The following is a 25,150-nucleotide window of genomic DNA, read 5'->3' on the forward strand; positions in this document are numbered from 1 at the left end:
CATGCTTTGATGGCGCGGACAAATGGCGAAGAAGAAAATCGAATCCGAATTCCGGCTTAGCCCGACACTGGCGCTCCGCCCCCTGGGCGCGAAGCACGCCCGGCGCGAATTGTCGGAAATCGCCGATGCCGCCGAGGAAGAAGGATTTTCCCGCCTCGCTGCATTCCTGGCGGGCGAGGGGCCGCTGCAAGATTTACTGGCGGCCGTCTTCGACCTCTCGCCCTTCCTGCGCGATGTCGCCCGTCGCCGGCCGGCGATCCTCGACACGCTGTTCGATCAAACGATCGAAGCGCGGCTCGATGCCATCGGCGTGGCGATCGGCGGCGCGGCCAAGGCGGAAGACGCTCCGGAAGGGAGCCTGATGATGGCGCTCAGGCAATGGAAGACCGAAGCGCATTTCCTGATCGCGCTGGCCGATCTGTCGGGCGAGGCGGAGGCTTCCGCGACGGTGCGCCGGCTCAGCGATCTTGCCGACGCCTGCACATGCGCCGCCGTCGATTTCCTGCTGCTCGACGCGAACCGGCAAGGCAAGCTCAAGCTGCCGCGTCCGGCGGAACCGGCAAGAGATTCTGGCTGGATCCTGCTCGGCATGGGCAAGCTCGGCGCGCATGAGCTGAATTTTTCCTCCGATATCGACCTCGTCGTCTTCTTCGATCCGGAGGCGCCGGCCGTGATCGATCCGCTCGACGCGACCGAGCTGTTCTCCAGGCTCACCCGCCGTCTCGTGCGCATCCTGCAGGACCGCACCGAGCACGGCTATGTCTTTCGCACCGATCTGAGGCTTCGCCCCGATCCGGGCTCGACGCCGCTGGCGATCCCCGTTGAGGCAGCGCTTCGCTATTACGAGGCGCGCGGCCAGAACTGGGAGCGCGCGGCCATGATAAAGGCGCGGCCGGTTGCCGGCGACCTTGCCGCGGGCGCCGCCTTCCTCAAGGAATTGCAGCCCTATGTCTGGCGCAAATACATGGACTATGCGGCGATCGCCGACGTGCATTCGATCAAGCGCCAGATCCATGCTCATAAGGGCCATGGCGAGATCGCGGTGAAGGGCCACAACGTCAAGCTCGGCCGCGGCGGCATCCGCGAGATCGAATTCTTCGTCCAGACCCAGCAGCTCATCGCCGGCGGCCGCTTCCCGGAGCTGCGCGGCCGCGAGACAGTGCCGATGCTCGCAGCGCTCGCGGCCCGCGGCTGGATCACCGCCGATGCGCGCGATGCGCTTACGCGGCAATACTGGTTTCTGCGCCGTGTCGAGCACGCCATCCAGATGGTGGCCGACGAGCAGACGCACATCCTGCCGGACAGCGACGAGGAGCTCAAACGCATCGCGCTGATGCTGGGATTTGCCGGCGAGGCGGAATTCACGGCGGCGTTCCGCGCTTCGCTGCAGCAGGTCGAGCGCCACTATGCGGCGCTGTTTGAAACCGCTCCCGAACTCTCGGCCGGCGTCGGCAATCTGGTCTTCACCGGCGATGTCGACGATCCCGATACGCTGCAGACATTGCATAGCCTGGGCTTCCAGCGGCCGAGTGACATCTGCCGCGTCATTCGCGGCTGGCATTTTGGCCGCTATCGCGTCACCCAGTCGGCGGAGGCGCGCGAGAGGCTCACCGAGCTGACTCCGGCGCTGTTGAAGGCCTTCGGCCAGACGCGGCGCGCCGACGAGGCATTGGTGCGCTTCGACGAGTTCCTCGCCGGGCTGCCGGCCGGCATCCAGCTTTTCTCGCTGCTGCAATCGAATCCGGCGCTGCTCAAGCTGATGGCGACCATCATGGGCGCGGCGCCACGGCTGGCGGCCATCATCACCCGACGCCCGCACGTCTTCGACGGCCTGCTCGACCCTGCGCTGCTCACCGAACTGCCGGACCGCGCCTATCTTTCGGCGCGGCTTGCCGCTTTCATCGAGGGCGACCGCGCCTATGAGGATGTGCTCGACCGCCTGCGCATCTTTGCCTCCGAGCAGAAATTTCTGATCGGCGTGCGCCTGCTTGCCGGCTCGATTGATCCCGCGCGCGCCGGCCGCGCCTTCTCCGATCTCGCCGATCTCACCATCGAGGCGGCGCTTAACGCGGTGATCGCCGAATTCGCGCTGCGCCATGGCAGGATCGGGGGCGGCAGGGTGGCCCTGCTCGGCATGGGCAAGCTCGGCAGCCGCGAGCTCACCGCGGGTTCCGACGTCGATCTCATCCTGCTCTACGATCATGACGGCGATGCCGAGGACTCCGACGGCGACAAACCGCTGGCGCCTTCGCACTACTACACCCGCATGACGCAGCGCCTGATCGCCGCCGTCTCGGCGCCGACCGCCGAAGGCGTGCTCTATGAGCTGGACCTGCGCCTACGTCCTTCCGGCAACAAGGGGCCGGTCGCCACCCATATCGACGCGTTCAAGAAATATCAGCGCCAGGACGCCTGGACCTGGGAGCACATGGCGCTGGCACGCGCCCGCGCCATCGGCGGCGACGTCGAGCTTTGCGCCGAACTCGAGACCGAAGTGGCGGCGGTTCTGGCGCAGCCGCGCGATGCCGCCAAGGTGAAAGCCGAGGCCTCGGACATGCGCGCGCTGATCGAGAAGGAAAAACCGCCGCGCGACCTCTGGGACATCAAGCTGATACCGGGCGGGCTCATCGATCTCGAATTCATCGCCCAGGTCGCGGTCATCACCGGCAATGTCGAGCCCGGTCGCCGGGTGACGGCGACGGCGGATATTCTGGCGCGACTAGTCTCCGGTTTCGCGGGGGGCGATATCCGCGAAGAGCTTGGCGAAGCTTACAGGCTCTATCTGGCGCTGACCCAGATGATCAGGCTTTGCCTCACCGGCGAGTTCCAGCGCGACGATGTCCCGCCGGGGCTTTCGGACCTGCTTCTGGCGGTCACCGACCTGCCGGACTTCGCTGTGCTGGAAGCGCATCTCAAGGAGACGTCGCGGAAGGTCAGGAGAGATTTCGACCGTCTGCTTCGTGCGGGAGCGTCGACACCAACCGCATCGTCGCCATGAGATTCCCCGGGTGGCACATTAGCCACAGTTAATATTAATCGGCGATCCGGTCTTGCGCCATTGGCAGAGGTGTCCCGTAATGGGTCAATGGGTCTGGCACCGCAATTGCACGGTCAGCAATGCCGGGGTCAATCATCACCCCGACGAAGGGGGGCCTCGCCGCTTCGCAAATGGAGCGGCGGGTTCTTTTAACGGCTGACTTGAAAGCCCCCCAAATGGCCAAAACCTGGGGGCGCTGGGCAACTATGGATCTTCGGAAATTCTTGGTAGGCATGTTCGCAGCGTCATTCATGGTGGCGATCTGGGCTGACATGGAAACTGGTTCCGTCTGGACGGCGCTCGGGTGGGCAATGCTGGCCATGGTCATTCTGCAGGTCGGATATTTCGGTCTCGTCGTCGGCTTGGTCTATAGACGGCCATCGAAAGGCGCCGAGGCAAGCCCGGCGTCGGCAGCCGTAAACGATCTAAACCCCACTGGCTCAGTTTAGCGGCCCGACAGTTCGTTGGGGTGAGTTCGGTCGACCGCCGAGCCTGACCGGCGCGGCGGCAAGCCGGCTGAGTCAATCGTAATATTAGCAAATTTGCGATAAAACCCGGGAGCGGACGTTTTCTCGTGTTTTGGGCGGCACGGCGGGCGCTGGCCCGCCGGTGAACCGCTCTAACCTAATGCATGTCGCCCAAAAGTGCGCAGCGGTTTTGGGACAACGACATGCGTAAAAACAACAACCTAAAGCGCGCCGCATGAGGCCGTTCCGACGCGACGCGCTTTAGGCCGCCGCCTTCACCGTAGGCGGTGCTTTCTTCAGCGGAATGCGCACCGATACGATGGTGCCGACGCCTTCGGTCGAGCGGATCTTCAGCGCGCCGCCCTGCAACTCGGCCAGCGAGCGCGAGATGGCGAGCCCGAGGCCCGAACCGGTGTGGTTCTTGGAGAACTGGTTCTGCACCTGCTCGAACGGCCGGCCGAGCTTGCTCAGCGCCTGCTTGGGAATGCCGCAGCCATTGTCCTCGATGGTGAGCAGCAGGGCGCCCGACGTGTTGCGCGCCCTGACCGTGATCTTGCCGCCCTGTCCGGTGAACTTCACCGCGTTGGAGAGCAGGTTGATGGCGATCTGCTTGATCGCGCGGCGGTCGGCGTAGAGCCGCATCGTATCGGCGATCCGCGTCTCGACATTGATCGACTTTTCCGCCGCCTGCAGCGAGATCACCCGCACCGTCTCCTTGATGAGCGGGCAGAGGTCGATCTCCTCGCGGTCGAGCGAGAACTGACCGGCTTCGATCTTCGACATGTCGAGTATGTCGTTGATGACGCCGAGCAAATATTTGCCGCTGCCGTTGATGTCGGTTGCGTATTCCTCGTAGCGCTCCGAGCCGAGCGGTCCGAACAGGCCCTGCTGCATCAGCTCGGAGAAGCCGATGATAGCGTTGAGCGGCGTGCGCAACTCATGCGACATGTTGGCGAGGAATTCCGACTTGGCGCGATTGGCCGCCTCGGCGCGCTCGGTTTCCTTCATGTATTTGCGGTTGAGCTCGACCAGTTCGCTGGCGCGTTCCTCTTCGGCGCGCCGGGCAAGGCTGAGATCGTGGATCGTCGCCATCAGCCGGCGCTCGCTGTCGACCAGCTTTTCCTGATGCAGCTTGATCTGGGTGATGTCGGAGCCGACCGAGACGATGCCGCCGTCGCGGGTCCTAAGCTCGTTCACCTGCAGCCAGCGGCCGTCGGCAAGCTGGCGCTCGAGGGTAATGCCGCCATGTGGCCCGTTGGCATTGGCGAGCCTGCGCTCCGAAGCGAAGGCCAGCATCCGCTCCTCCACCGCGTCGCGAACGATGCCCGGCACGACGTCGCGGTCCGACAGCCCGTTGTCCTTCTGGAACTTCGAATTGCACATGATCAGCCGCTCGGCGGCGTCCCACAGCACGAAGGATTCGTTGATGTTCTCGATCGCGGTCCTGAGCCGCATGTCGGCCGCTTCCGAGCGCAGCGCCAGGTGCCGCTGCTCGGTGACGTCGACGGCGATGCCGATCAGCTGGATCTCCGGCGCCTCCGGGTCGATCACCTGGGCGCGGGCGCGCATCCACACCCACTGCCCATCGGCATGGCGCATGCGAAAGACCTGGTCGATATGGTCTATCTCGCGTTCGACGATGCGGTTGGCGAGCTCGAACAGGTCGCCGTCTTCCGGGTGGATGATCTCGTCGACCTCGCCGAAGGAGAGCATCGTATCGCAGGGCTCGTAGCCCAGCATGTCGTACATCGAGCGCGACCAGTACATCTTGCCGCGCACCATGTCCCAGTCCCACAGCCCGCAGCGGCCGCGCACCAGCGCCATGTCGATGCGCTGATGCGCCTCGAGATAGATGCGGTCCGCCGCCTGGGCGCGCGCGGCCTGGCCGAAATAGGCGTAGAGGATGACGATCAGAACGCCCGCCGTCAGCACGAACAGCGTGACGTTGAGCGACATCGACTTGCGCCAGCTGTCGAACACCGCTTCCTGCGGCACCAGCACGGCGGCTGCATGTTTGCGGTCGCCGCTGAGGCTGACGGCCGCGAACCAGTCCTGTCCTGAGATGCTGACATCCATCACGCCGGCGCGGTCGCCGAACATGAACAGCGGCTGGCCGCCGAGCACCAGACTGTCGAGCGTGCGGCCCTGCCAGCCCGTCGACAGCGGCGAGACGGCGATGACCTTGAAGTTGGCGTCGGTGATGGCGAGCACATGGGCGCGGCTCATGGCGCCCTGGCGGCTGGTGTTTTCCAGGAGGCTTACGGCATTGGCGCCGGCAGAGCTTGGGTCCGCGGTGATCGCCTGCGCCATCTGGCCGGTGGCCAGCGCCAGCACCGCCTTGGCGTCGCGCTCTATCTCGTCATGCTCGTTCATCAGCGACAGGAAGCGCAATGCCGCGATGACGATCAGGAAAATGACGATCAGCGCCGGGATCGAACGGCGCAGAAAAGGCTCGGCGGCCAGGAGCCGCTGATAAGTGGGTTCGGCGATGAGGCGCGTATTGCCGGCAAGTCCATCGCTCCTTGCCTTGCGCCGCGCAAAAGCCTTCCCACCGGGCGCGCCCCACGCGTCCGCCTTGGCCATAAATGGCACTCCCCGATCTGCCGTATACTGGATGATCCGGATACGCCGCACGCCCGAATCGCCATTAAAGAATCAAAGCTGATTCGCCTTGTCCAGTGGCGCGGTCGAAAAAGATTAAAAGTTGATTGAAATCTGCTCTTTTTCCCTTCTCCCCTTGTGGGAGAAGGTGGATCGGCGCGCAGCGCCGAGACGGATGAGGGGTGTTCCAGCGGAGTGAGACGCTGGCTTTCCCTGGAGCACCCCTCATCCGTCGCCTGCGGCGACACCTTCTCCCACAAGGGGGGAAGGAAGAGCGCCCTAGGCCAGCGTCCGTTCCACTATGTCGCGCAGATCCGCCGACAGGTTTTCGGCCTTGGCCATATCGAGCAGCGCCTGCCTGGCTTTGGCTTGCCGCCCGGGCTCCAGCGAGCGCCAGGACCGCAGCGCCGTCGCCAGCCGTGCCGCCACTTGCGGGTTGCGCTTCTCGACCTCCAGCACCGTCTCGGCGAACAGGCGGTAGCCTTCGCCATCGGGGCGGTGGAAGCCGGTCTGATTGGCGCTGGAGAAGGTGCCGATCAGCGAACGCACCCGGTTCGGGTTGGCGATCGAGAAAGCCGGATGCCGCATGAGCTCGCGCACCTTCACGACGGTCTTCGCGCCGGGCACGCCGGCCTGGATCTGGAACCATTTGTCGAGCACCAGCGCGTCGCCGCGATAGCGGGCCTCGAAGGCGGCCAGCGCCTCTTCGGCCTCGGCCGTGCCAGAATGGCGATGCGCCAGCACGGCAAGCGCCGCGGCGCGGTCGGTCATGTTGGTGGCGGTATTGAAATGCCGCGCGGCGAGGGTGGCACCGCCCGGCAGCAGCGAAAGATAGTCGAGCAAGGTGTTGCGCAACGCCCTGCGTCCGGCGCTCGCCGCGTCCGGGCTGAACGAACCCCTGTCGGCAAGCCTCTCATAGAGCGTGGCGAAGGTCTCGCGGTTTGCCTCGGCGATCGTCCGCGCCAACGCTTCGCGCGCGGCGAATATGGCGTCGGGGTCGATGCCCCTGCCGATGTCGCGGGCAATGTCGGCTTCGCCCGGCAGCGCCAGCGCCAGCGCCCGGTAGGCCGGCTCGAGCGCCTCGTCGCCGGCGATCCTGCCGGCAAGCTCGCCGAGCCGTGCTGCGAAGACCGGCTCCTTGCCGCCGAGGATCTGGCGGAAGGCGGCGATCAGCGCGTCGGTCAAGAGCGTGTTGAACGCCTGCCAGCGCGAGAAGGCGTCGCTGTCATGCGCCGCGAGGAAGAACTGGTCGTCTGCTTTCTGCTGCACGGAAAGCGTGATCGGCGCCGAGAAGCCGCGATTGAGCGACACCGAAGGCCGTTGCGAAACGCCGGAGAAGCGCACCGTGTGCCGGCGCTTGCGGATATGGATGACGCCGTCATCCACTGCCGCGCCCTCGACCGAGTCCCAAGCGACAGGCTTGCCGTCGGCGCCGACAAGTCCGAACGCAAGGGGAATATGCATCAGCCGCTTGCGGCTTTCCGACGGCGTCGGCGGCACCGACTGCTCGATCTCCAGCGTGAACTCCTTGGCCGCCGCATTGTGCGCGGAGCTCACCGTCAGGTTCGGCGTGCCGGCCTGATGGTACCAGAGCGCGAATTGCGCCAGGTCGCGTCCCGAGACATCCTCGAACACTTTGAGGAAATCCTCAATCGTCGCTGCCTCGCCGTCATGCCGCTCAAAATAGAGGTCCATGCCAGCGCGGAAGGTCTCCGGCCCGACGATGGTGCGGATCATGCGCACCACTTCCGAACCCTTCTCGTAGACGGTCGCCGTGTAGAAGTTGTTGATCTCGCGGTAGCGCCGCGGCCTGACCGGATGCGCCAGCGGCCCCTGGTCTTCCGGGAACTGGTGCGCGCGCAGCGTGCGCACCTCGGCGATGCGCTTGACCGCCCGCGAGCGCTGGTCGGCGGAGAATTCATGATCGCGGTAAACCGTCAGCCCTTCCTTCAGGCAGAGCTGGAACCAGTCGCGGCAAGTGATTCTGTTGCCAGTCCAATTGTGGAAATACTCATGCGCGATGATCGCCTCGATATTGGCGAAGTCGGCATCCGTCGCGGTCTCCTCGTCGGCCAGCACATATTTGTCGTTGAAGACATTTAGGCCTTTGTTCTCCATGGCGCCCATGTTGAAGTCCGACACGGCGACGATGTTGAAGACGTCAAGATCGTATTCGCGGCCGAAGGCCTCCTCGTCCCATTTCATCGAGCGCTTCAGCGCATCCATCGCATAGCCGGCGAGCCGCTCCTTGCCTGGCTCCACATAGATGCCGAGCTCGACCTCGCGGCCGGACATGGTGGTGAAGCTGCCAGCCACCTTGCCCAGCGCCCCCCCAACCAGCGCAAAGAGATAGGAGGGTTTGGGGAAAGGGTCGTGCCAGATCGCATAGTGCCGGCCATTGGCGAGCGCGCCGCGTTCGACGGGATTGCCGTTTGAAAGCAGCAACGGAGCCTCGTTGTGCGTTGCCTCGACGCGCACGGTGTAGACCGACAGGATATCCGGACGGTCGAGGAAATAGGTGATGCGGCGAAAGCCCTCGGCCTCGCATTGGGTGCAATAGACATTGTTGGAACGGTAGAGTCCCATCAGCGCCTCATTGCGCGAAGGTGCGATCTCCGTCTCCAGGCGAAGCTCGAAGCGCGCCGCCGCCGGGGGCTTCAGGATCGTCAACTTGTCCGGTGTCACCTCGTAGTCGCCAGCCGCGAGCGCTCGCCCATCTATCGCCACGCCGAGCAGCGTCAGCCCGTCGCCGTCGAGCACCAGCGGCGCCGAGGCGGCGACGCCCTCGCGCCGTTCGATGGTAAGCAGCGCTGTGACATGGGTCGCGTCCGGCGACAGCCGGAAGTCCAGGCTGGTCGTGGGGATGAGATAGTCGCTGGGGCGGTAGTCTTCGAGCTTGAAGACATGGCCGGTATCGGTGCGCATTCCTTGGACTTTTCCTGTCGATTGAGGGCGGACAGCCAGTCTGGCTGGTCCAAGAATTTTGAGGTGCGCGCTCTTTACACGAAACGGCCACTCGACAAAACTGCGCAGAGGCCTCATTTGCGGCTTCGTTTTCCGACCATCAACACGAGGCAAGATGACCGTCGATCACGCCGTCGGCCACGACACGCTGCGCGGCATCGCGCTGAAGATCGTCTCGGTGACGGTCTTCGTTGGCATGCAGACCTGCATCAAGGTGGCCGGCGACGTGCCCGCGGGGCAGATCGTCTTCTTCCGCTCCTTCTTCGCCATCTTCCCGATCATCGCCTTCCTGGCCTTCAAGAGAGAGCTCGCCACCGCATTCACCACGAAGCGGCCGTTCAACCACATCGCGCGCGGCGTGGTCGGCGTCGGCGCCATGGGGCTCGGCTTCTTCGCGCTGACCAGGTTGCCGCTGCCGGAGGCGATCACGCTGAACTACGCCCAGCCGCTGCTGGTCGTGGTGTTCTCCTCGATCTTCCTCGGCGAGACGATCCGCATCTATCGCTGGAGCGCGGTCGCGGTCGGCCTTGCCGGCGTGCTGATCATCTCCTGGCCCGAGCTGACTCTGCTCAACTCCGGCGAGGGCCTCGACGACCAGGAGGTGCTGGGCGTCATGGCCGCGCTCATCGCCGCGGCCATCTCGGCCGTCGCCATGCTTCTGGTGCGCAATCTCGTGCAGACGGAGAAGACGGCGACCATCGTGCTGTGGTTCTCCTCGACGGCGTCCGTGCTGTCGCTCTTCACGCTGCCCTTCGGCTGGCAGGCGCTGACGCCGATGCAGTCCGCGCTGCTTGTCTTCGCCGGCTTCTGCGGCGGGCTCGGCCAGATCCTGATGACGGCGGCCTATCGCCACGCCGAAGCCTCGGTCGTGGCGCCCTTCGAATACACCTCGATGATCCTCGGCGTCGTCGTCGGCTATCTGGTGTTCGGCGACGTGACGTCGCCCAACACGCTCGTCGGCGGCATGATCGTGGTCGCCGCCGGCATCTTCATCATCTGGCGCGAGCGGCAACTGGGCCTGGAGCGCACGCGCACCAGGACGGCCGCGCCGCCGCAGGGGTGATCTGTTTCCAAAAGAAAACCTCGAAGGCCGAGTTCCGGCACACCCCCCTCTGGCCTGCCGGCCATCTCCCCCGCAAGGGGGGAGATCGGATGTCGCCACTGCTTTCGCCAAACACCAACGGTGCAAGATGTGCGAGGCGCGGAAGCTGCCAATCTCCCCCCTTGCGGGGGAGATGTCCGGTAGGACAGAGAGGGGTGCTGTCCCGCCGAGGCTACTGGTTAGCGCCCCGCTCTTTCGCCAGCTGCACCAGCACTGCCCTTGTCTGCTCGTCGGCCGGGAAAAAGGATTCGATCGCCAGCTCAGACAGTGTGACGTCCAGCGGCGTGCCAAACACGGTGATGGTGCTGATGAAGGACAGCACCTGATCGCCATGCGCGAGCTTGAGCGGATGCACGATGCCGCTCGGTTCGACCGGCGCGGGCCGGCTGTTCTTCAGCCCGGACGGGTAGGTGCGCAGCTCGCGCTCCAGCTCGATCAGCACCGGGTCGCCGGTGGCGTCGTTCTGGTGCTTCAGCCGCTCCAGCAGATGTGCGCGCCACTCCGCCAGGTTGACGATGCGCGGCGCAACGCCGCCCGGATGGAGGCTGAGCCTGAGCACGTTGACAGGCGGCGCGAGCAGCGACGCTTCGGAGATGTCGGCGAGCAACGGCGCAATCGCGGTGTTCGCAGAAACGAGGTTCCAGTGCCGGTCCACCGCCAGCGCCGGAAAGGGTTCGTGGCCCTTGAGCACGGTCTCGACCGCGGCGAGCGCCGGCGCCAGCGTTGCATCGGTGAGCGGCTTCTCGCTGTAGCTCGGCGCGAAGCCCGCTGCGAGCAGGAGCTGGTTGCGCTGGCGGAGCGGAATCGCCAGTTGCTCGGCCAGATGCAGCACCATGTCGCGCGACGGCTGGGCGCGGCCGCTTTCGACGAAGGAGAGATGCCGCTGCGAGATGTCGGCCTCCATGGCGAGGTCGAGCTGGCTCATGCGGCGCCGCGTACGCCATTCGCGGATCAGGCCGCCGGCGGAAATGTCGGATGCGGTCATGGGGGATGAGTAGGGCGGCGAGGGGAGTAATTCAATTACCTGGGAGGTTATAGCTCCACCTTCTCCCGCAACAGGAGAAGGGAAGAGCGCTCACGCCAACCCCCTCAGCTTCGCCTTCACCTCGAGAAAATCCCGCCACGCCAGTTTCTTGTGCGCCGGCGTCCTCAAGAGATAGGCCGGGTGCAGTGTCGGCATCGCCGGAATGGCGATCCCCGAAGCGGTCGTGTGCACCCGCCAATTGCCGCGCAGGCGCAGGATCCCCTCGGTCGTGTTGAGCAGCGTCTTGGCCGACGGGCCGCCGAGATTGACCAGCACTTTTGGATTGACCAGCTCGATCTGCCTTTCGATGAAGGGCCGGCAGATTTCGGTCTCGTGCGGCGTCGGCGTGCGGTTGCCCGGCGGCCGCCACGGAATGACATTGGCGATATAGGCCGAGTTGCGGTCGAGGCCGATCGCCGCCAGCATGCGGTCGAGCAGTCGGCCGGAGCGGCCGACAAAGGGCAGGCCTTCGAGGTCCTCGTCGCGGCCCGGCGCTTCGCCGACCAGCATCAGGTCGGCGTTCGGATTGCCGTCGGCAAAGACCAGGTTCTTCGCGGTGAATTTGAGGTTGCAGCCGTCGAAGGCGGCCATGTGCTGGCGCAACTCATCGAGCGTCGTCGCGCGGGCCGCAAGCTGCCGCGCCGCGGCCGCCTGTGCCTCGTCGGGGACGGCGGCGGCCGGCACGCGTGCCGGTGCGTCTGGAATATTGCTCGCGTCGAGGCCGGATAAGGGCGCCGGCGGGTTGGGTGTCTTAGCTGGTTCCGGAGCCCGCTCGGGTGTCGTTGGGCTCTCGGGCCTGGCTTCACGGCGCGGCGCGGCTGGCGCCCGCTCGGCCGGCCTGCGTTCGGCCGACTTCGCCACCGCTTCGGCAAACCGGTTGATCGGCGCGTCCTCAAGCGCCTCGTCGACGCCGGCGCTGGCATAGAAGGCAAGCAGTTCGGCGATCTCGGCTGGTGTGCGGGGCGAGGCGGCAGTCATGGCGCCACCATCGTCCGCGCGGCGTCGATTTGCAACCGCGATCAGATCATCCCGTCGGTATGCGCGGGTCCTGCACGATGTAAAACGTCCAGCGCGGCGTGTAGTCGGTGATCAGGAAATCGAACGTCGCCGTCTTCAACGGGTCGACCTTGCCGTTCCTGAACAGAAGCTGGTCGTAAGGTTCGAACTTGCGTTCGAAATCGGCGAAGTTGCTCGACCAGATGTTGTCCGGCGTCTTGTTGCGCTGATCGAAGGACAGGCCATCGCCGAACACGCTTGGCTGGTCGAGGATTTCCTGCAGCTCGAACTGGAACTCCACCCAAGGCAGGGCGCTGTTGTTGAGCACGTCGATGCGCATGTACATCACGCCGTTGGCGACCTCGCCTGCCTTGCCGAACGGCTCGATCGGCTTGGTCGCGCGGATCGTCAGCGTCACCGGGGTCGCTGTGTTCAGTTCCTCCTTGATGATCAGCGGGTCTTCCTTGGTGCCGATGCCGGAAGCGCCTGTGATGCGGAAGCCGCCCAGCTCGTCGGAGAAGGAATAGGCGCCGGTGGTCCAGACCTTCACCGGATCCGCCTGCGCCTGCGCGGTCAAAAAGAGGAGCGGAAGAACCGCGCGCCAGGCCAAGCCTGGCGTGAAGAGTAAGCGCTTCGATGGAAAGCCGGACGGCTCTGGACTGCGCATGGCTTGAAGTATTGCCGATAACCAAGCCGCCGAACAATTAAAAACATGCCGTTACCGCCTGGCCTTCCAACCAAATGGCGCTGGCCTATGCTTGGCCATGGCCTGCGCGGCAGCCTTTTCGTAGGGAAAACCGCGACTTTTTGTCGAAATCGGCGTTGTCACGTCCACGCCGGTTTCGCGTCGCGAATTGATGCGCTATGCAGCGCATGAGCCAGCACAATGCGAGAATGCGGCAAGCTATAGAGGGGTCGATGAGCGAAATCGAACGCGAGAGCATGGAATTCGACGTGGTGATCGTCGGCGCAGGTCCCGCCGGCCTTGCCGCGGCTATCCGTCTGAAGCAGCTCAACGCCGATCTTTCCGTGGTCGTCCTGGAGAAGGGCGGCGAGGTCGGCGCGCATATCCTGTCCGGCGCGGTTGTCGATCCGATCGGCATCGACCGACTGCTGCCAGGCTGGCGCGAGGAGGGCGATCACCCGTTCAAGACCCCGGTCACCGACGATCATTTCCTGGTGCTTGGCCCCGCCGGCTCTTTCCGCCTGCCGAACTTCCTGATGCCGCCGCTGATGAACAATCACGGCAACTACATCGTCTCGCTCGGCAATGTCTGCCGCTGGCTGGCGACCAAGGCCGAGGCGCTGGGCGTCGAGATCTATCCGGGTTTCGCGGCGGCAAGCCTCGTCTACAACGAGGCCGGCGCCGTCACCGGCGTCATCACCGGCGACATGGGCGTCGAGAAGGACGGCACGCATGGCGCGGCCTACGCTCCGGGCATGGCGCTGATGGGCAAATATGTGCTGATCGGCGAGGGCGCACGCGGCTCTTTAGCCAAGCAGCTCATCGCCAAATACAAACTCTCCGAAGGCCGCGAACCCGGCAAATATGGCATCGGCCTCAAGGAACTTTGGCAGGTCAAGCCCGAGAACCACAAGCCGGGCCTCGTGCAGCATTCCTTCGGCTGGCCGCTCGACATGAAGACCGGCGGCGGCTCCTTCCTCTACCATCTGGAAGACAACCAGGTGGCGGTCGGCTTCGTCGTCCACCTCAACTACAAGAACCCCTATCTGTCGCCCTTCGAGGAGTTCCAGCGCTTCAAGACCCATCCGGCGATCGCCGGCACCTTCCAGGGTGCCAAGCGCATCGGCTATGGCGCGCGCGCCATCACCGAGGGTGGCTGGCAGTCGGTGCCGAAGCTGTCCTTCCCGGGCGGCGTGCTGATGGGCTGCGCGGCGGGCTTCGTCAACGTTCCGCGCATCAAGGGTTCGCATAATGCGGTGCTGTCCGGCATGCTGGCGGCCGAGCATGTGGCCGAGGCGATCGCCGGCGGCCGCGCCAATGACGAGCTCGCTTCCTATGAAGACGCCTGGCGCGGCACCGACATCGGCAAGGACCTGAAGAAGGTCCGCAACGTCAAGCCGCTCTGGTCGCGCTTCGGCACCATCGTCGGCGTCGGCATCGGCGGCCTCGACATGTGGCTGAACACGCTGTTCGGCTTCTCGCCCTTCGGCACGCTGAAGCACGGCAAGGCCGACTACGCGACGCTCGAGCCAGCCTCCGAGCATCAGAAGATCGCCTATCCGAAGCCGGATGGCGTGCTGACCTTCGACCGGCTGTCCTCGGTGTTTTTGTCCAACACCAACCATGAGGAAAACGAGCCGACCCATCTGATCGTCGGCGACATGGCGCTGCAGCAGCGCTCCGAACACGATGTCTTCGCCGGTCCTTCGACCCGCTACTGCCCGGCCGGCGTCTATGAGTGGGTGGACAAGGACGGCAACGCCGCAGCCGACCCGTCGGCCAAAGACGTGCGCTTCGTCATCAACGCGCAGAACTGCGTGCACTGCAAGACCTGCGACATCAAGGATCCGAACCAGAACATCAACTGGGTGCCGCCGCAGGGTGGCGAGGGACCGGTCTATCAGGGCATGTGAGCCGCGCTGCCGGCAGCGCCGTCTCGACCGCTGTTCGGCAACGTCCCGCGGTTCCGGCCGGCCCGTAACGGCGTTTCAAGCGCTCAAGCTTGAAATTGCACCCGGCTTATAGTTCCTTCTTTGCGGATAGGGAGCAAATGGGCCATGCGCCTGGCGGTTCTTACATGCCTCGTCATGCTCGGCGGGCTGTGCGGCATCGCACCGGAGGCCGTGGCCGGCACCAAGGTGCTGGTCACGACGCGCAGCTATGACATCGCCGGCGCGACGGGGGCTGCCCTGGTCGAGGCGATGAACAGCAAAGGTCCCAAGCACGGCTTTATGACCCGCGCCATCGCCGACACCAGCTATGTGGTGAACTGGAACTTGGACGTGCATCGCGACGACGGCGTCTGCAGGTTGCGGGGCGCCGACGGAACGATGGAACTCACCTACACTTTTCCCCGTCTGGCTTCGCCGCCGACAGCTAGGCTCGAGCGGCGCTGGCGGCGCTTCCTCGCCGGTGTCCATGCTCACGAGCACCACCATGGCCGCATCGCCAAGGCCATGATGCGCGCCACCGACAAGTCCATTGCCGGCCTCGCGCTTGCCGACAATTGGTTCTGCAGCGCCACCCATCGCGAGGCCAGGCGCCGGATAGACGCCATCTATGCGCAGTATGAGGCCAAGCAGAACGCCTTCGACGCGCGTGAGCATCGCGACGGCGGCCATGTCGACCGGATGGCCCACGCGCTGATGGGGAGGAACTGAACTCCAGCCCGCTCGCCTGCCAGGCGGGCGTCAGCCTCGCGGCTTGCCGGGCCCTTCATTCGCCGCCAGCGCCGACTTGTGCTCGTCATCGGGCGCCTCGGGCCGCAGCGTGAATTCGACCAGCACGGGCAGATGGTCGGAGCCGGTATCCTCCAGTCGGGCCGAGGAGAGGATCGCCACCCCGCCCTTGCTGAACACCTGGTCGATCGGCAGGCCCGCGTAACGGCGCAGGAAATCAGGCAGCGTGCGGTGGATCCAGGTCGGGCCGGCCGACGGCATCAGCGTCATGCCGCCAAGCCGCGCCACCCGCCGCACCGCCGCGCTCCACGGCACGGCGTTGCAGTCGCCGGCCATGATGGCGGTTTCGCCGAGCGCGCCCAGCGGTTCCGCCAGTTCACCGATCTGCCAGTACTGCTCCTTCGGCCACGGCCAGCTCAGATGGATCGCTGCGACGTCGACCGGAACGCCGTTGAAATCGATCGTGGCGGTCGCCATCGCGCCGCGCGGCTCGCAACGCGGTCCGGTGCCGGCGGCGAAGGGACGGCGCGAAAGCAGCGCGACGCCGAATATGCCGTTGGGATAGTCGCAAAGGATGCGATAGGGATAAGCGCTGCCAATATAGCCAAGCTCCTTCGCCCACATGCCGGACACTTCGTCGAGCGTGATGACGTCCGGATTGGTCCGGCCGATCAGCGACAGCACCTTCTTCGGCGTCGGGTTGTTGAAGCGCAGGTTCATCTGCAGCAGGCTGTAGGTGATCCGGTCGGCCGGCTTTGCGATTGCCTGCTGCGTCGACAATCTCGGCAGCGCGCTCGTCGTTGTCGCGAAGCAGGCGATGGCGAAGACCAGCGCCGCGACGGCTTGCAGCCGGTAGGAACCGGCAAGCAGCACCAGCGCGAGCAAGGCCGTCAGCAGGCTCAGATGCATGCGGAAATGCGAGAAGGAATCGAAGGCCGGGTGCAGCGTGCCGAAGAACCCGGCCAGCAGCGCTGCCGAGCATGCCATCATCGCAAGGAATGTCAGCTGAGCCATCATGCTCAAGCGCGCACCGCCCGTTGTCATTTGCTCCGACCGCCCCAGCCTTCCATCCGGATCGCTTATCGGCCAAATTGCGGCCCAAGCAAGACGACCGATTGCCTCGCCAGCGGTTGGCCGGTACGCGCCTACTGGAACGCCGTCTCGGAAAAGCTTCTGAGCTTGCGCGAATGCAGCCGCTCCATCGGCATTTCGGCCAGCTTCTCCATCGCCCTGATGCCGATGGTGAGATGCTGCGCCACCTGCCGCTTGTAGAACTCGGTCGCCATGCCGGGCAGCTTCAGCTCGCCATGCAGCGGCTTGTCGGAGACGCACAGCAGCGTCCCGTAAGGCACGCGGAAGCGGAAGCCGTTGGCGGCGATGGTGGCCGATTCCATGTCGAGCGCGATGGCGCGCGACTGCGACAGGCGCTGCACCGGTCCGCGCTGGTCGCGCAGCTCCCAGTTGCGGTTGTCGATGGTGGCGACGGTGCCGGTGCGCATGATGCGCTTGAGATCGTAGCCGGAAAGCCCGGTCACTTCGGCGACCGCTTCCTGCAGCGCCACCTGGATTTCGGCCAGCGGCGGGATCGGCACCCAGACCGGCAGGTCGTCGTCCAGCACATGGTCCTCGCGCACATAGGCGTGGGCCAGCACGTAGTCGCCCAGCGCCTGCGTGTTGCGCAGGCCCGCGCAATGGCCGAGCATCACCCAGGCATGCGGACGAAGCACTGCGATATGGTCGGTGATCGTCTTGGCGTTGGAAGGGCCGACGCCGATATTGACCATGGTGATGCCGCCATGGCCGGGCTTCTTCAGGTGGTAGGCCGGCATCTGCGGCAGACGCTGCGGCGGCGTGCCTTCGGAGGCCGTTGCCCCGTTGCGGGTCACGACATTGCCGGGCTCGACGAACTCGACATAACCGCTGTCGCCAGCGGCCATCAGCTCGCGGGCCCGCGCCACGAACTCGTCGATGTAGAACTGGTAGTTGGTGAACAGCACGAAGTTCTGGAAGTGCTGCGGGCTGGTCGCCGTGTAATGCGTCATGCGGTGCAGCGAATAATCGATCCGCTGCGCGGTGAACGGCGCCAGCGGCCTTGGCTCGCCGAACGCCACCTCGAAAGTGCCGTTGGCGATCTGGTCGTCGGTGCCGTCGAGATCCGGCACGTCGAACAGGTCGCGGATCGGCCGCTTTATGCGCTCGGCGTCCGCGCCGTCGACATAGGTGCCTTCCAGGAAGGCGAAATGCAGCGGGATGGGTGTTGTCGATTCCGCCACCGTCACCGTCACGCCGTGATTGCGCATGATGAGCCTCAACTGCTCGATGAGATAGTTTTCGAACAGTTGCGGCTGCGTGATCGTGGTGGCGAAATGCCCCGGCGTCGGCATATGGCCATAGGCCTGGCGCGAGTCGACCTGGCTGAACGAGGTCGTGGTGACGCCGATCTGCGGATAGAAGGCCCGGTAGCGCTTGCTCTCGTCGCCGCCCGCGGCAAGCGCGGCGAAGGAATCGCGCAGGAATTTGGTGTTGCGGTCGTAGAGCGCCTGCAGCGCCGCGACGGCTCTTTTCGCGTCGTGGAAGCTCTGCTTGCCGAAGGGCTCCGGCATGACGACAGATTCGATGGCTTGGGGGTAGATTCGCTTTTCCATGGCTCAATATAGAGATTTGGAAGAGCGGTTGGGAGGGGTCGGCAGCCGTGAAGGGGTCCGACGCATCGTTTTTCTTCGGCTCGTGCTACCCGCGCTGCAGGCTGATCAGCAATACGAAGCCTAAGCCGGTGTTCTTTTGCGGCGGCGCTTCGATCGTGTTGCCCGTGCCGGCGCGCATCATCGGCACGGCCAGCACCGGGGCGGCGAGCAGCATCAGGATGAGCGTCGCCCGCGGCAGCAGCCTCAGGGTCTTCGTTGCGGTGGTGGTGAGGCGGTTCATTTTGGTGGTGTCCCGAATTTCAGCTTGGTCGCTTTCAGCTTTGTCGTTTCAGCGCTTCACTTGGTTCACGGAGCCGAGAATGAAGCCGTCGGCCGTTCCCACGAGCGGGTCGAGTGACCGGCCTCCGCCACCAGGATGGCGAAGAACATGCCGAACAGGCTCATCAGCAGGCAGACGATGGTGAAGCGGCGGGCAAGCATTTCTCTCTCCTTTAATGCGGGAGAGAATGCCGGAATGCCTCTGAACCGGTTCTGAGACCGGTATTCATCTGCGGTTCAAATTGATTGACGAGGTCTTGAACAGGTGTCGATGCCAGAGCGCGGCTCCGGGGGGCGCAGCCGCTCCAAAAGAAAACGGGGCCGTTCGGCCCCGTCAGACCGCTGACAAACCCCGTCGATTTCGGCGGGGTTTTGTTTTTGCGTATTGATTGAGCTGAGTAAGTTGGTGTCCGGAGCAACTGTCAGGAAGGCACGGCGGCGGATTGGCCTCATGCGAGGCTTGGTTTTGGCTTTGGCCAGAGGCTGATTGCGATCTTTTTCATGTTCTGGGCGGCGGCTGCGATCAGGCACTGGCAGGCGACGCGTGTGCGCCCTCGGAAGCGGGCATAACGATGGCCGAAGAGCTGCTTGGCATCGGCGAAGGATCGCTCGACGGTTTCCTTGCGGCGGCGATAGATGGCCTTGCCCCATGCCGTGAGCCGGTTGGCGTCGACCCGCTCGCGCGCGTCTTGCCAGACGTGGCGCGTGATGGTGCGCTCGGCCTTGGCGTTTGAGGTGCATGAGGCCAGCAGCGGACAATCGCGGCAGATGGACGGGTCGCTCCTGTATTGGCGGTAGCCGTCCCGATTGGTGGTGGCGTAGGGGAGCAACTGGCCCTGCGGGCAACGATAGCCGTCCAGATCCGGTTCATAAACGAAGTCGCTCTTTCTCATCTTGCCGGGCTTGGGTGGGGTCGGGTTGCGATAGCCGATGACGCCCCTGACCTTCCTGTCTTCCAGGCCCTTGGCGATGCCCGGCGTGGCGTAGCCGGCATCCAGCCCCGCCGCCGCCACGGTGAAGCCGAAGCGCTCAACCTGGCGGTCCAGCCGGCCGAGATAGACGATCGAGTCGTGCACATTGGCCGGCGTGGCGAAAGTGTCGGTGATGATGCCGCAGCGCCCGTCCACCGTGCGGTGATCGAGGTAGAAGAAGCCCTTCGGCTTGCCCTCGCGCACCATGTAGCCGGCCTCCGGGTCGGCGCGCGAGACCTTGGTCTGCTTCTGCGGCGGCTTGCGCTCCTTGCCCTTCAGCGGTTTCTGGCCATGCAGCGCCCGCTCGGCCTCGATGGCCCGGTCGAGATCGGCCCAGTAGTCGGCGCGCGACTTGGCGACCATGGCAAGGTCGTACTTGCCCTTGTTGGCGTTGGCCTTCAGGTGCGTGCTGTCGGTATAGAGCACCGTCCCATCCACCAGACCCGCCCCGATCGCCTGCTCGACAATCTTGTCGAAGATCGCTTGTGCAATGCTCTCGTCCTGATAACGCCGCCGACGGTTCTGCGACAGTGTCGAGGCGTCGAACACCTTGTCCGTCAGCTTCAGCCGCAGGAACCAGCGATAGGCGACATTGACCTCGATCTCGCGCACCAACTGACGTTCCGAGCGCACCCCGAACAGGTAGCCAACAAACAGCGCCTTGAACATCAAGGTCGGGTCCAGCGGCGGGCGCCCATTGTCGGCGCAGTACAACGGCGCCGTCAGATCGTGGATGAAGGAAAAGTCGATCGCGCGATCGATCTTGCGAAGCAGATGATCAGCCGGAACCAGCTGATCCAACGTTACCATCTCAAGCGCGGTCTGTTCGGGGGCGGGTCGCTTCAACATGACCCAGTGAATCAAAAACCCCCGGCAAAAGCCAGGGGTTTGTCAGCAGTCTGACGGGGCCGTTCGGCCCCGTTTCGGATGGGTCTGGAATTGGCGATCAGAGCTTGTGCCAGGTCTGGCTCTTGCAGATCAGGCCGCCGAGCACGCAGCCGCTCATCTTGAGCGTCGTGCCCGTAAGCGTCGCCTTGCCGGAATAGGTCTTGTCGTTGGCCGGGTCGGTGATGTTGCCGGCATATTTGTTGTCGCCGGCCGCCTTCAGCGAGCCGATCGTCTTGCCGGCATATTTGCCCGTCTTGAGCGTGATGGAGAATGAGCCGCCGCCGCCGATCGTCGCCGTCTCGCCCGATTGCGTCTTCCAACTGCCTTCGATCGGGTCGGCCCACGCGGCACCCGCCATGATCAAGGTGGCCGCCAGGGCCAAGCTCATCTTTCGAAACATCTTGTCCACCTCCCTATGGGGTCGTGGCGGGCTCCGGTCCGCCTTCCTGCCCCTTACGCAAAGGTAAAGCTAATCCAGCTCCCGCCAAAACAAAAGCGGTGCCGCGACGGAAGGTTGCAAGGATTTTCGTGGCCGCCATGGCCCGGAATAAACGAAACTCGAAAAGCGCTTCGGTTTCCGTGGTTAGCGAAGTCTTGATTCCGGGCTCGGCAATTTTCATCGAATTTGAAGCAAAATGGCTGAAACGCTGGATTCCCATGCTTAACGATTTTCCGCGTTTACCTCTTGTTTTAGCTTTGTTTTCCTCAAATTAAGCAAGCCATTTAACGACGGATTCAAGGCCAGCCGTCATCCTCGAAAGCATCGAAAGAGCAGCCCGCCCCGAGGGACACCAAGGGAAAAAGGAGGCGGCTCTCGGGAGCCAGACAGGGGATTGAAATGGCACGCTTTGAAATGCTCGAAGACGGCTTCGGCGCCATGGGGGCAACTGCCCAGGCCGACATTCTTTTCGAACTGGGCATGATGTATGCGACCGGCCGCGATTGCGAGACCGATGTCGTTGCCGCCCACAAATGGTTCAACATCGCCGCGATCAAGGGCTCGGCCCGCGCCGCCGAACTGCGCTCCGAGCTGTCGGCCACGATGTCGAAGGCTGACATCGCCAAGGCGCTGCGCGAAGCGCGCGAATGGATGACGATGCACTGATCCTGAGGACCGGTGCGAAGGGTTCAGGGGACAAGGCCGCAACAAGACGGCCGTTAGACAAGACCAAGAACGCGGCAGGCCAACAAGCCAGAGCCGCGCCGACCATGATCCCGAAAAGTGGGTCCGGTTTTCGGATGAGATCATGGTCCACTAGATACAGGGAAGCGAGCGGGTTTCGGGCGCGGGGGCGTCTGGAGAGCTCGACTGCAAAAGCCGCGACCGACCGAAACAAGGTCGGCGCGGCTTTTTGCATTACGCTTGGTAATCGGCCGTGTGGCCCAAGAAATCCCCGCCTAAATGAACCAAAACCTTCCGCATTGTGCTCTCGACAGTTTCGGCGAAGGGTGAAATTGTCCCGGCTCTGTGGAAGAAGCGCGGCCGGAGCGGCGCGCGCAAGTGGAGGAGTTCTTATAGCCATGAAAAAATTGGGTATTTTGAGCGCGGCCGCATTTGGCCTGATGATGAGCGCCCCGGTTGCCTTCGCCGACGACATCACCATTTCGGTGGTCGGCCCGATGACCGGCCAGCTCGCCACCATCGGTGACCAGTTCAAGCAGGGCGCGAAGGCTGCCGCCGACGCGATCAATGCCGCCGGCGGCGTCAACGGCTCCCAGATCAAGCTCGACATCGAGGATGACCAGTGCGATCCGAAGCAGGCGGTCTCGGTGGCCAACCGCATCGTCGCCAACGGCATCAAGTTCGTCGACGGCCATGCCTGCTCGGGCTCGAGCATTCCGGCCTCGGCCGTCTACGCCGAAGCCGGCACGCTGATGATGAGCCCGGCATCGTCCAACCCGGTGCTGACCGACGCCGCGGCCAAGTCCGGCTGGCCGACCATCATGCGCCTCTACACGCGCGACGATGCGCAGGGCGCCTTCATCGGTCCGTGGATCGCCAAGAAATACGCCGGCAAGAACGTTGTCGTCCTGCACGACAAGAGCGCCTACGGCCAGGGCGTTGCCGATGCGGTGAAGGCGACGATGAATGCCGGCGGCCTGAAGGAAGTCGATTATGAAGGCATCAACGCCGGCGAGAAGGACTATTCGGCCTTGGTCACCAAGCTGAAGGAACTGAAGGCCGACGTCGTCTATTTCGGCGGCTACCATCCCGAGGCTGGCCTGATCCTGCGCCAGGCGGCCGAGCAGAACGTCAAGTTCCAGCTGATCATGCCGGACTCGATCGCCTCGCCGGAATTCTGGCAGGTCGCCGGGCCGGCCGGTGAAGGCACCATGTTCGTCTTCCCGTCGGACCCGCAGGCCAAGCCCGAAGCGAAGGACGCCGTCGCCAAGATCAAGGCCGGCGGCTTCACGCCGGAAGGCTTCACGCTGTTCTCCTACGCCGTGATCCAGGCTGTCGCCGAGGGCGTCAAGCGCGCCGGCAGCGACGATCCGGCCAAGGTCGCCGAGGCGCTCAAGGACGGCAAGCCGATCAGCACTGTCGTCGGCGACGTCATCTTCGACGAGAAGGGCGACCTGAAGAACGCCAGCTACGACATCAACCAGTGGCACGACGGCAAATACGCGCCGATCAAGCCGTAAATTCGGTTAGGTAATTTATGAAGATGGCCGGGCTCGTCCCGGCCATTTTCGTTTTGGCGCGCGGGCTTGAGCGTATGGGTCGGCTCTCTACGGCGCCCCCCTCTGTCCCGCCGACGCTTTGGTGCTAGCTACCCTCTGTATCGGCGAACCGCACCAGCACCGTGCCGTCGCTGACCTGCGCGCCCTCGGTCGCGATTTCGGCGATCACGCCGTCATGCGGGGCGGCGATCATGTGCTCCATCTTCATCGCTTCGAGGATCAAGAGCGGCTGGCCCTTGATCACGGCATCGCCCGCCGCGGCGCGCACCAGCTTGACAAGCCCCGGCATCGGCGCGCGCAGGCTGCCAGAGGCCGCTCCCGCCTCGTCGGCCTTGGCGAGCGGATCGGGAACCGTAAACGTATAGCCGACCGCACCCTCGAAGACGGTGACGTGGCCAGGCCAGCGGACGGCATGCGGCATGGTCCTCAGATCATGCGTGTTCACCGCATCGTGCGGAGCCTCTAGCGCCACCTGGAAGCGGCCGTCCGGTCGTGCCGAAACCCTGGCCAGGATGTTTTCCTCACGATAGTGCAGGCGAATGCGGCGCGCGAGCGCGTGGAAATGCGCATAGCCGGAAAGCGTGGACCATGGATCGGCCACTGGACCCGGCGCACCGGCGTCCGTCGCGGCCAGCGCCGCGGCTGCGATCGTCTTGTCGCCCGGCGCGGGAATGGCGGTGAGTGCCTCCTGATGCCGGCCGATCAAACCGGTATCGACGTCGCCCGCCGCGAAATCGGCGTCGGCCGCGAGCGCCGCCAGGAAGGCGGTGTTGACGGTCGAGCCGGCCACTTCGGTCCGGGCAAGCGCCTCGCGCAGCGCGCCGAGCGCCGTGGCCCGGTCCTTGCCGTGCACCACCAGCTTGGCGATCATCGGATCATAGAAAGGCGAGATCGCGTCGCCGGCACGCACGCCGGTCTCGATGCGCATGGCGGCGCCTTCCGTCGCAGCGTCCGGGAATTTGAGATGATGCAGCGTGCCGGTCGCCGGCAGGAATCCCTTCGCGGCGTCCTCGGCATAGAGGCGCGCCTCGAAAGCGTGGCCGGCAAGCGCGATGTCGCCTTGCGTTTTCGGCAGTTTTTCGCCGGACGCGACGCGAAGCTGCCATTCGACCAGATCGACGCCGGTGACCATCTCGGTAACAGGGTGCTCGACCTGCAGCCGCGTGTTCATCTCCATGAACCAGAAGCGGTCGGCCTTGAGCCCCTGGGAGGCATCGACGATGAACTCGATCGTGCCGGCGCCCGAATAATTGATCGCCTTGGCGGCCTTCACGGCCGCCTCCGTCATTGCCTTGCGCAGCGCGGGCGTCATGCCCGGGGCGGGCGCCTCCTCGATCACCTTCTGATGGCGGCGCTGCGCCGAGCAGTCGCGTTCGTAGAGATGCACCGCATTGCCGAAATTGTCGCCGAACACCTGGACTTCGATATGACGCGGCTTGTCGACATATTTTTCCACCAGCACGCGATCGTCGCCGAACGCCGCTTTCGCTTCGCGCCGCGCGCCGGAAAGCGCTTCCGAGAAATCGTCGGGGTGGTCGACCCGCCGCATGCCCTTGCCGCCACCGCCGGCGCGCGCCTTGATCAGGACGGGGTAGCCGATCTCGCGCGCCTTGGAGGCAAGCAGCACGATCTCCTGCGCCTCGCCGTGATAACCCGGCACCACGGGCACGCCGGCCGTTTCCATCAGCCGCTTGGCGGCGTCCTTCAATCCCATGGCGCGGATCGAGGCGGCGGAAGGGCCGATGAAGACGAGGCCCGCCGCCGTCACCTGGTCGACGAAGTCGGGGTTTTCCGACAGGAAGCCGTAGCCGGGATGGATGGCTTCTGCGCCGGTGGCGAGTGCCGCCGCCACGATCTTGTCGCCGCGCAGATAGCTCTCGCCGACGGGCGAGGGGCCGATATGCACCGCCTCGTCGGCCATCTCGACATGCAGGGCCTTGGCGTCCGCGTCGGAATAGACGGCCACGGTCCGCACGCCGAGCTTGCGGGCGGTGCGGATGACGCGGCAGGCAATCTCGCCGCGATTGGCGATCAGGATCTTGCCGAACATGGAGCCTCCGCAGCTAGAGTGTGCTTCGCGGCAAGGGGGGCG

General features: G+C 64.6%; 19 protein-coding genes. 6 read left to right on the forward strand and 13 right to left on the reverse strand.

All coding sequences use genetic code 11. The features are described from left to right. The first annotated feature begins 22 nt into the window (after positions 1-22). Positions 23-2,998: a bifunctional [glutamine synthetase] adenylyltransferase/[glutamine synthetase]-adenylyl-L-tyrosine phosphorylase gene (locus tag WDX12_RS20705; RefSeq protein ID WP_434721819.1), complete on the forward strand. Its 2,976-nt coding sequence runs from the start codon at positions 23-25 to the stop codon at positions 2,996-2,998. Between the two features lie 767 nt (positions 2,999-3,765). Here WDX12_RS20705 and WDX12_RS20710 read toward each other — a convergent pair. Continuing rightward, positions 3,766-6,087 (reverse strand): PAS domain-containing sensor histidine kinase, encoded by a 2,322-nt coding sequence (locus WDX12_RS20710; protein ID WP_434721820.1) that lies wholly within the window; start codon positions 6,085-6,087, stop codon positions 3,766-3,768. 297 nt (positions 6,088-6,384) lie between these two features. Then, positions 6,385-9,030, reverse strand: coding sequence for an aminopeptidase N (gene pepN / locus WDX12_RS20715; RefSeq protein ID WP_434721821.1), 2,646 nt, complete (start codon positions 9,028-9,030; stop codon positions 6,385-6,387). A 154-nt stretch (positions 9,031-9,184) separates the two neighbouring features. Between pepN and WDX12_RS20720 the strand changes: the two genes are divergently transcribed. Continuing rightward, the gene (locus WDX12_RS20720) at positions 9,185-10,132 is read left to right on the forward strand and encodes a DMT family transporter (protein ID WP_434721822.1); all 948 of its coding nucleotides are present in this window, start codon (positions 9,185-9,187) and stop codon (positions 10,130-10,132) included. A gap of 211 nt (positions 10,133-10,343) precedes the next feature. On the opposite strand, the gene WDX12_RS20725 is transcribed toward WDX12_RS20720, so the two are convergent. The 3 genes from WDX12_RS20725 to WDX12_RS20735 all read right to left on the reverse strand — a co-directional run bounded on the left by WDX12_RS20725 (position 10,344) and on the right by WDX12_RS20735 (position 12,858). Next, entirely contained in the window at positions 10,344-11,156 is an 813-nt protein-coding gene (locus tag WDX12_RS20725; protein ID WP_434721823.1) for a helix-turn-helix domain-containing protein, read from the reverse strand. A gap of 90 nt (positions 11,157-11,246) precedes the next feature. Beyond that, on the reverse strand, positions 11,247-12,173 hold the full coding sequence (locus WDX12_RS20730; RefSeq protein WP_434721824.1) for a uracil-DNA glycosylase: 927 nt from the start codon (positions 12,171-12,173) through the stop codon (positions 11,247-11,249). A gap of 46 nt (positions 12,174-12,219) precedes the next feature. Further along, a complete protein-coding gene (locus tag WDX12_RS20735; protein WP_320294932.1) occupies positions 12,220-12,858 on the reverse strand; it encodes a hypothetical protein in 639 nt (212 codons plus the stop codon). A gap of 251 nt (positions 12,859-13,109) precedes the next feature. Here WDX12_RS20735 and WDX12_RS20740 point away from each other — a divergent pair, with 251 nt between their 5' ends. Beyond that, complete coding sequence (locus WDX12_RS20740) at positions 13,110-14,789, forward strand: electron transfer flavoprotein-ubiquinone oxidoreductase (protein WP_434721825.1); 1,680 nt, start codon at positions 13,110-13,112, stop codon at positions 14,787-14,789. Positions 14,790-14,933: 144 nt separating this feature from the next. Then, the gene (locus WDX12_RS20745) at positions 14,934-15,536 is read left to right on the forward strand and encodes a DUF922 domain-containing protein (RefSeq protein WP_434721826.1); all 603 of its coding nucleotides are present in this window, start codon (positions 14,934-14,936) and stop codon (positions 15,534-15,536) included. 30 nt (positions 15,537-15,566) lie between these two features. Here WDX12_RS20745 and WDX12_RS20750 read toward each other — a convergent pair whose 3' ends face one another. From WDX12_RS20750 to WDX12_RS20780, 7 genes are all read right to left on the reverse strand, one after another. Beyond that, the gene (locus WDX12_RS20750; protein WP_434725684.1) at positions 15,567-16,571 is read right to left on the reverse strand and encodes an endonuclease/exonuclease/phosphatase family protein; all 1,005 of its coding nucleotides are present in this window, start codon (positions 16,569-16,571) and stop codon (positions 15,567-15,569) included. A gap of 128 nt (positions 16,572-16,699) precedes the next feature. Next, positions 16,700-18,157, reverse strand: a complete 1,458-nt coding sequence (locus tag WDX12_RS20755) for an AMP nucleosidase (RefSeq protein WP_434721827.1) — start codon at positions 18,155-18,157, stop codon at positions 16,700-16,702. A 127-nt stretch (positions 18,158-18,284) separates the two neighbouring features. Then, the gene (locus WDX12_RS20760; RefSeq protein WP_320294936.1) at positions 18,285-18,479 is read right to left on the reverse strand and encodes a hypothetical protein; all 195 of its coding nucleotides are present in this window, start codon (positions 18,477-18,479) and stop codon (positions 18,285-18,287) included. A gap of 65 nt (positions 18,480-18,544) precedes the next feature. Further along, a complete protein-coding gene (locus WDX12_RS20765; protein WP_320294937.1) occupies positions 18,545-18,679 on the reverse strand; it encodes a hypothetical protein in 135 nt (44 codons plus the stop codon). A gap of 287 nt (positions 18,680-18,966) precedes the next feature. Beyond that, on the reverse strand, positions 18,967-20,337 hold the full coding sequence (locus WDX12_RS20770) for an IS1182 family transposase (RefSeq protein WP_434721828.1): 1,371 nt from the start codon (positions 20,335-20,337) through the stop codon (positions 18,967-18,969). 97 nt (positions 20,338-20,434) lie between these two features. Continuing rightward, a complete protein-coding gene (locus WDX12_RS20775) occupies positions 20,435-20,776 on the reverse strand; it encodes a DUF2147 domain-containing protein (protein WP_140807574.1) in 342 nt (113 codons plus the stop codon). 13 nt (positions 20,777-20,789) lie between these two features. Further along, the gene (locus tag WDX12_RS20780; RefSeq protein WP_434721829.1) at positions 20,790-21,035 is read right to left on the reverse strand and encodes a hypothetical protein; all 246 of its coding nucleotides are present in this window, start codon (positions 21,033-21,035) and stop codon (positions 20,790-20,792) included. A gap of 179 nt (positions 21,036-21,214) precedes the next feature. Between WDX12_RS20780 and WDX12_RS20785 the strand changes: the two genes are divergently transcribed. Next, the gene (locus tag WDX12_RS20785) at positions 21,215-21,481 is read left to right on the forward strand and encodes a sel1 repeat family protein (RefSeq protein WP_278077872.1); all 267 of its coding nucleotides are present in this window, start codon (positions 21,215-21,217) and stop codon (positions 21,479-21,481) included. Between the two features lie 416 nt (positions 21,482-21,897). Continuing rightward, positions 21,898-23,019, forward strand: a complete 1,122-nt coding sequence (locus WDX12_RS20790) for an ABC transporter substrate-binding protein (protein WP_320294939.1) — start codon at positions 21,898-21,900, stop codon at positions 23,017-23,019. A 124-nt stretch (positions 23,020-23,143) separates the two neighbouring features. On the opposite strand, the gene WDX12_RS20795 is transcribed toward WDX12_RS20790, so the two are convergent. Beyond that, the gene (locus WDX12_RS20795; RefSeq protein ID WP_434721830.1) at positions 23,144-25,108 is read right to left on the reverse strand and encodes an acetyl/propionyl/methylcrotonyl-CoA carboxylase subunit alpha; all 1,965 of its coding nucleotides are present in this window, start codon (positions 25,106-25,108) and stop codon (positions 23,144-23,146) included. Positions 25,109-25,150: the final 42 nt, after the last annotated feature.

Origin of the sequence: Mesorhizobium sp. RIZ17 (assembly GCF_051127865.1) — a bacterium.
In the GTDB taxonomy this organism is placed as follows: Bacteria; Pseudomonadota; Alphaproteobacteria; order Rhizobiales; family Rhizobiaceae; genus Mesorhizobium; species Mesorhizobium humile.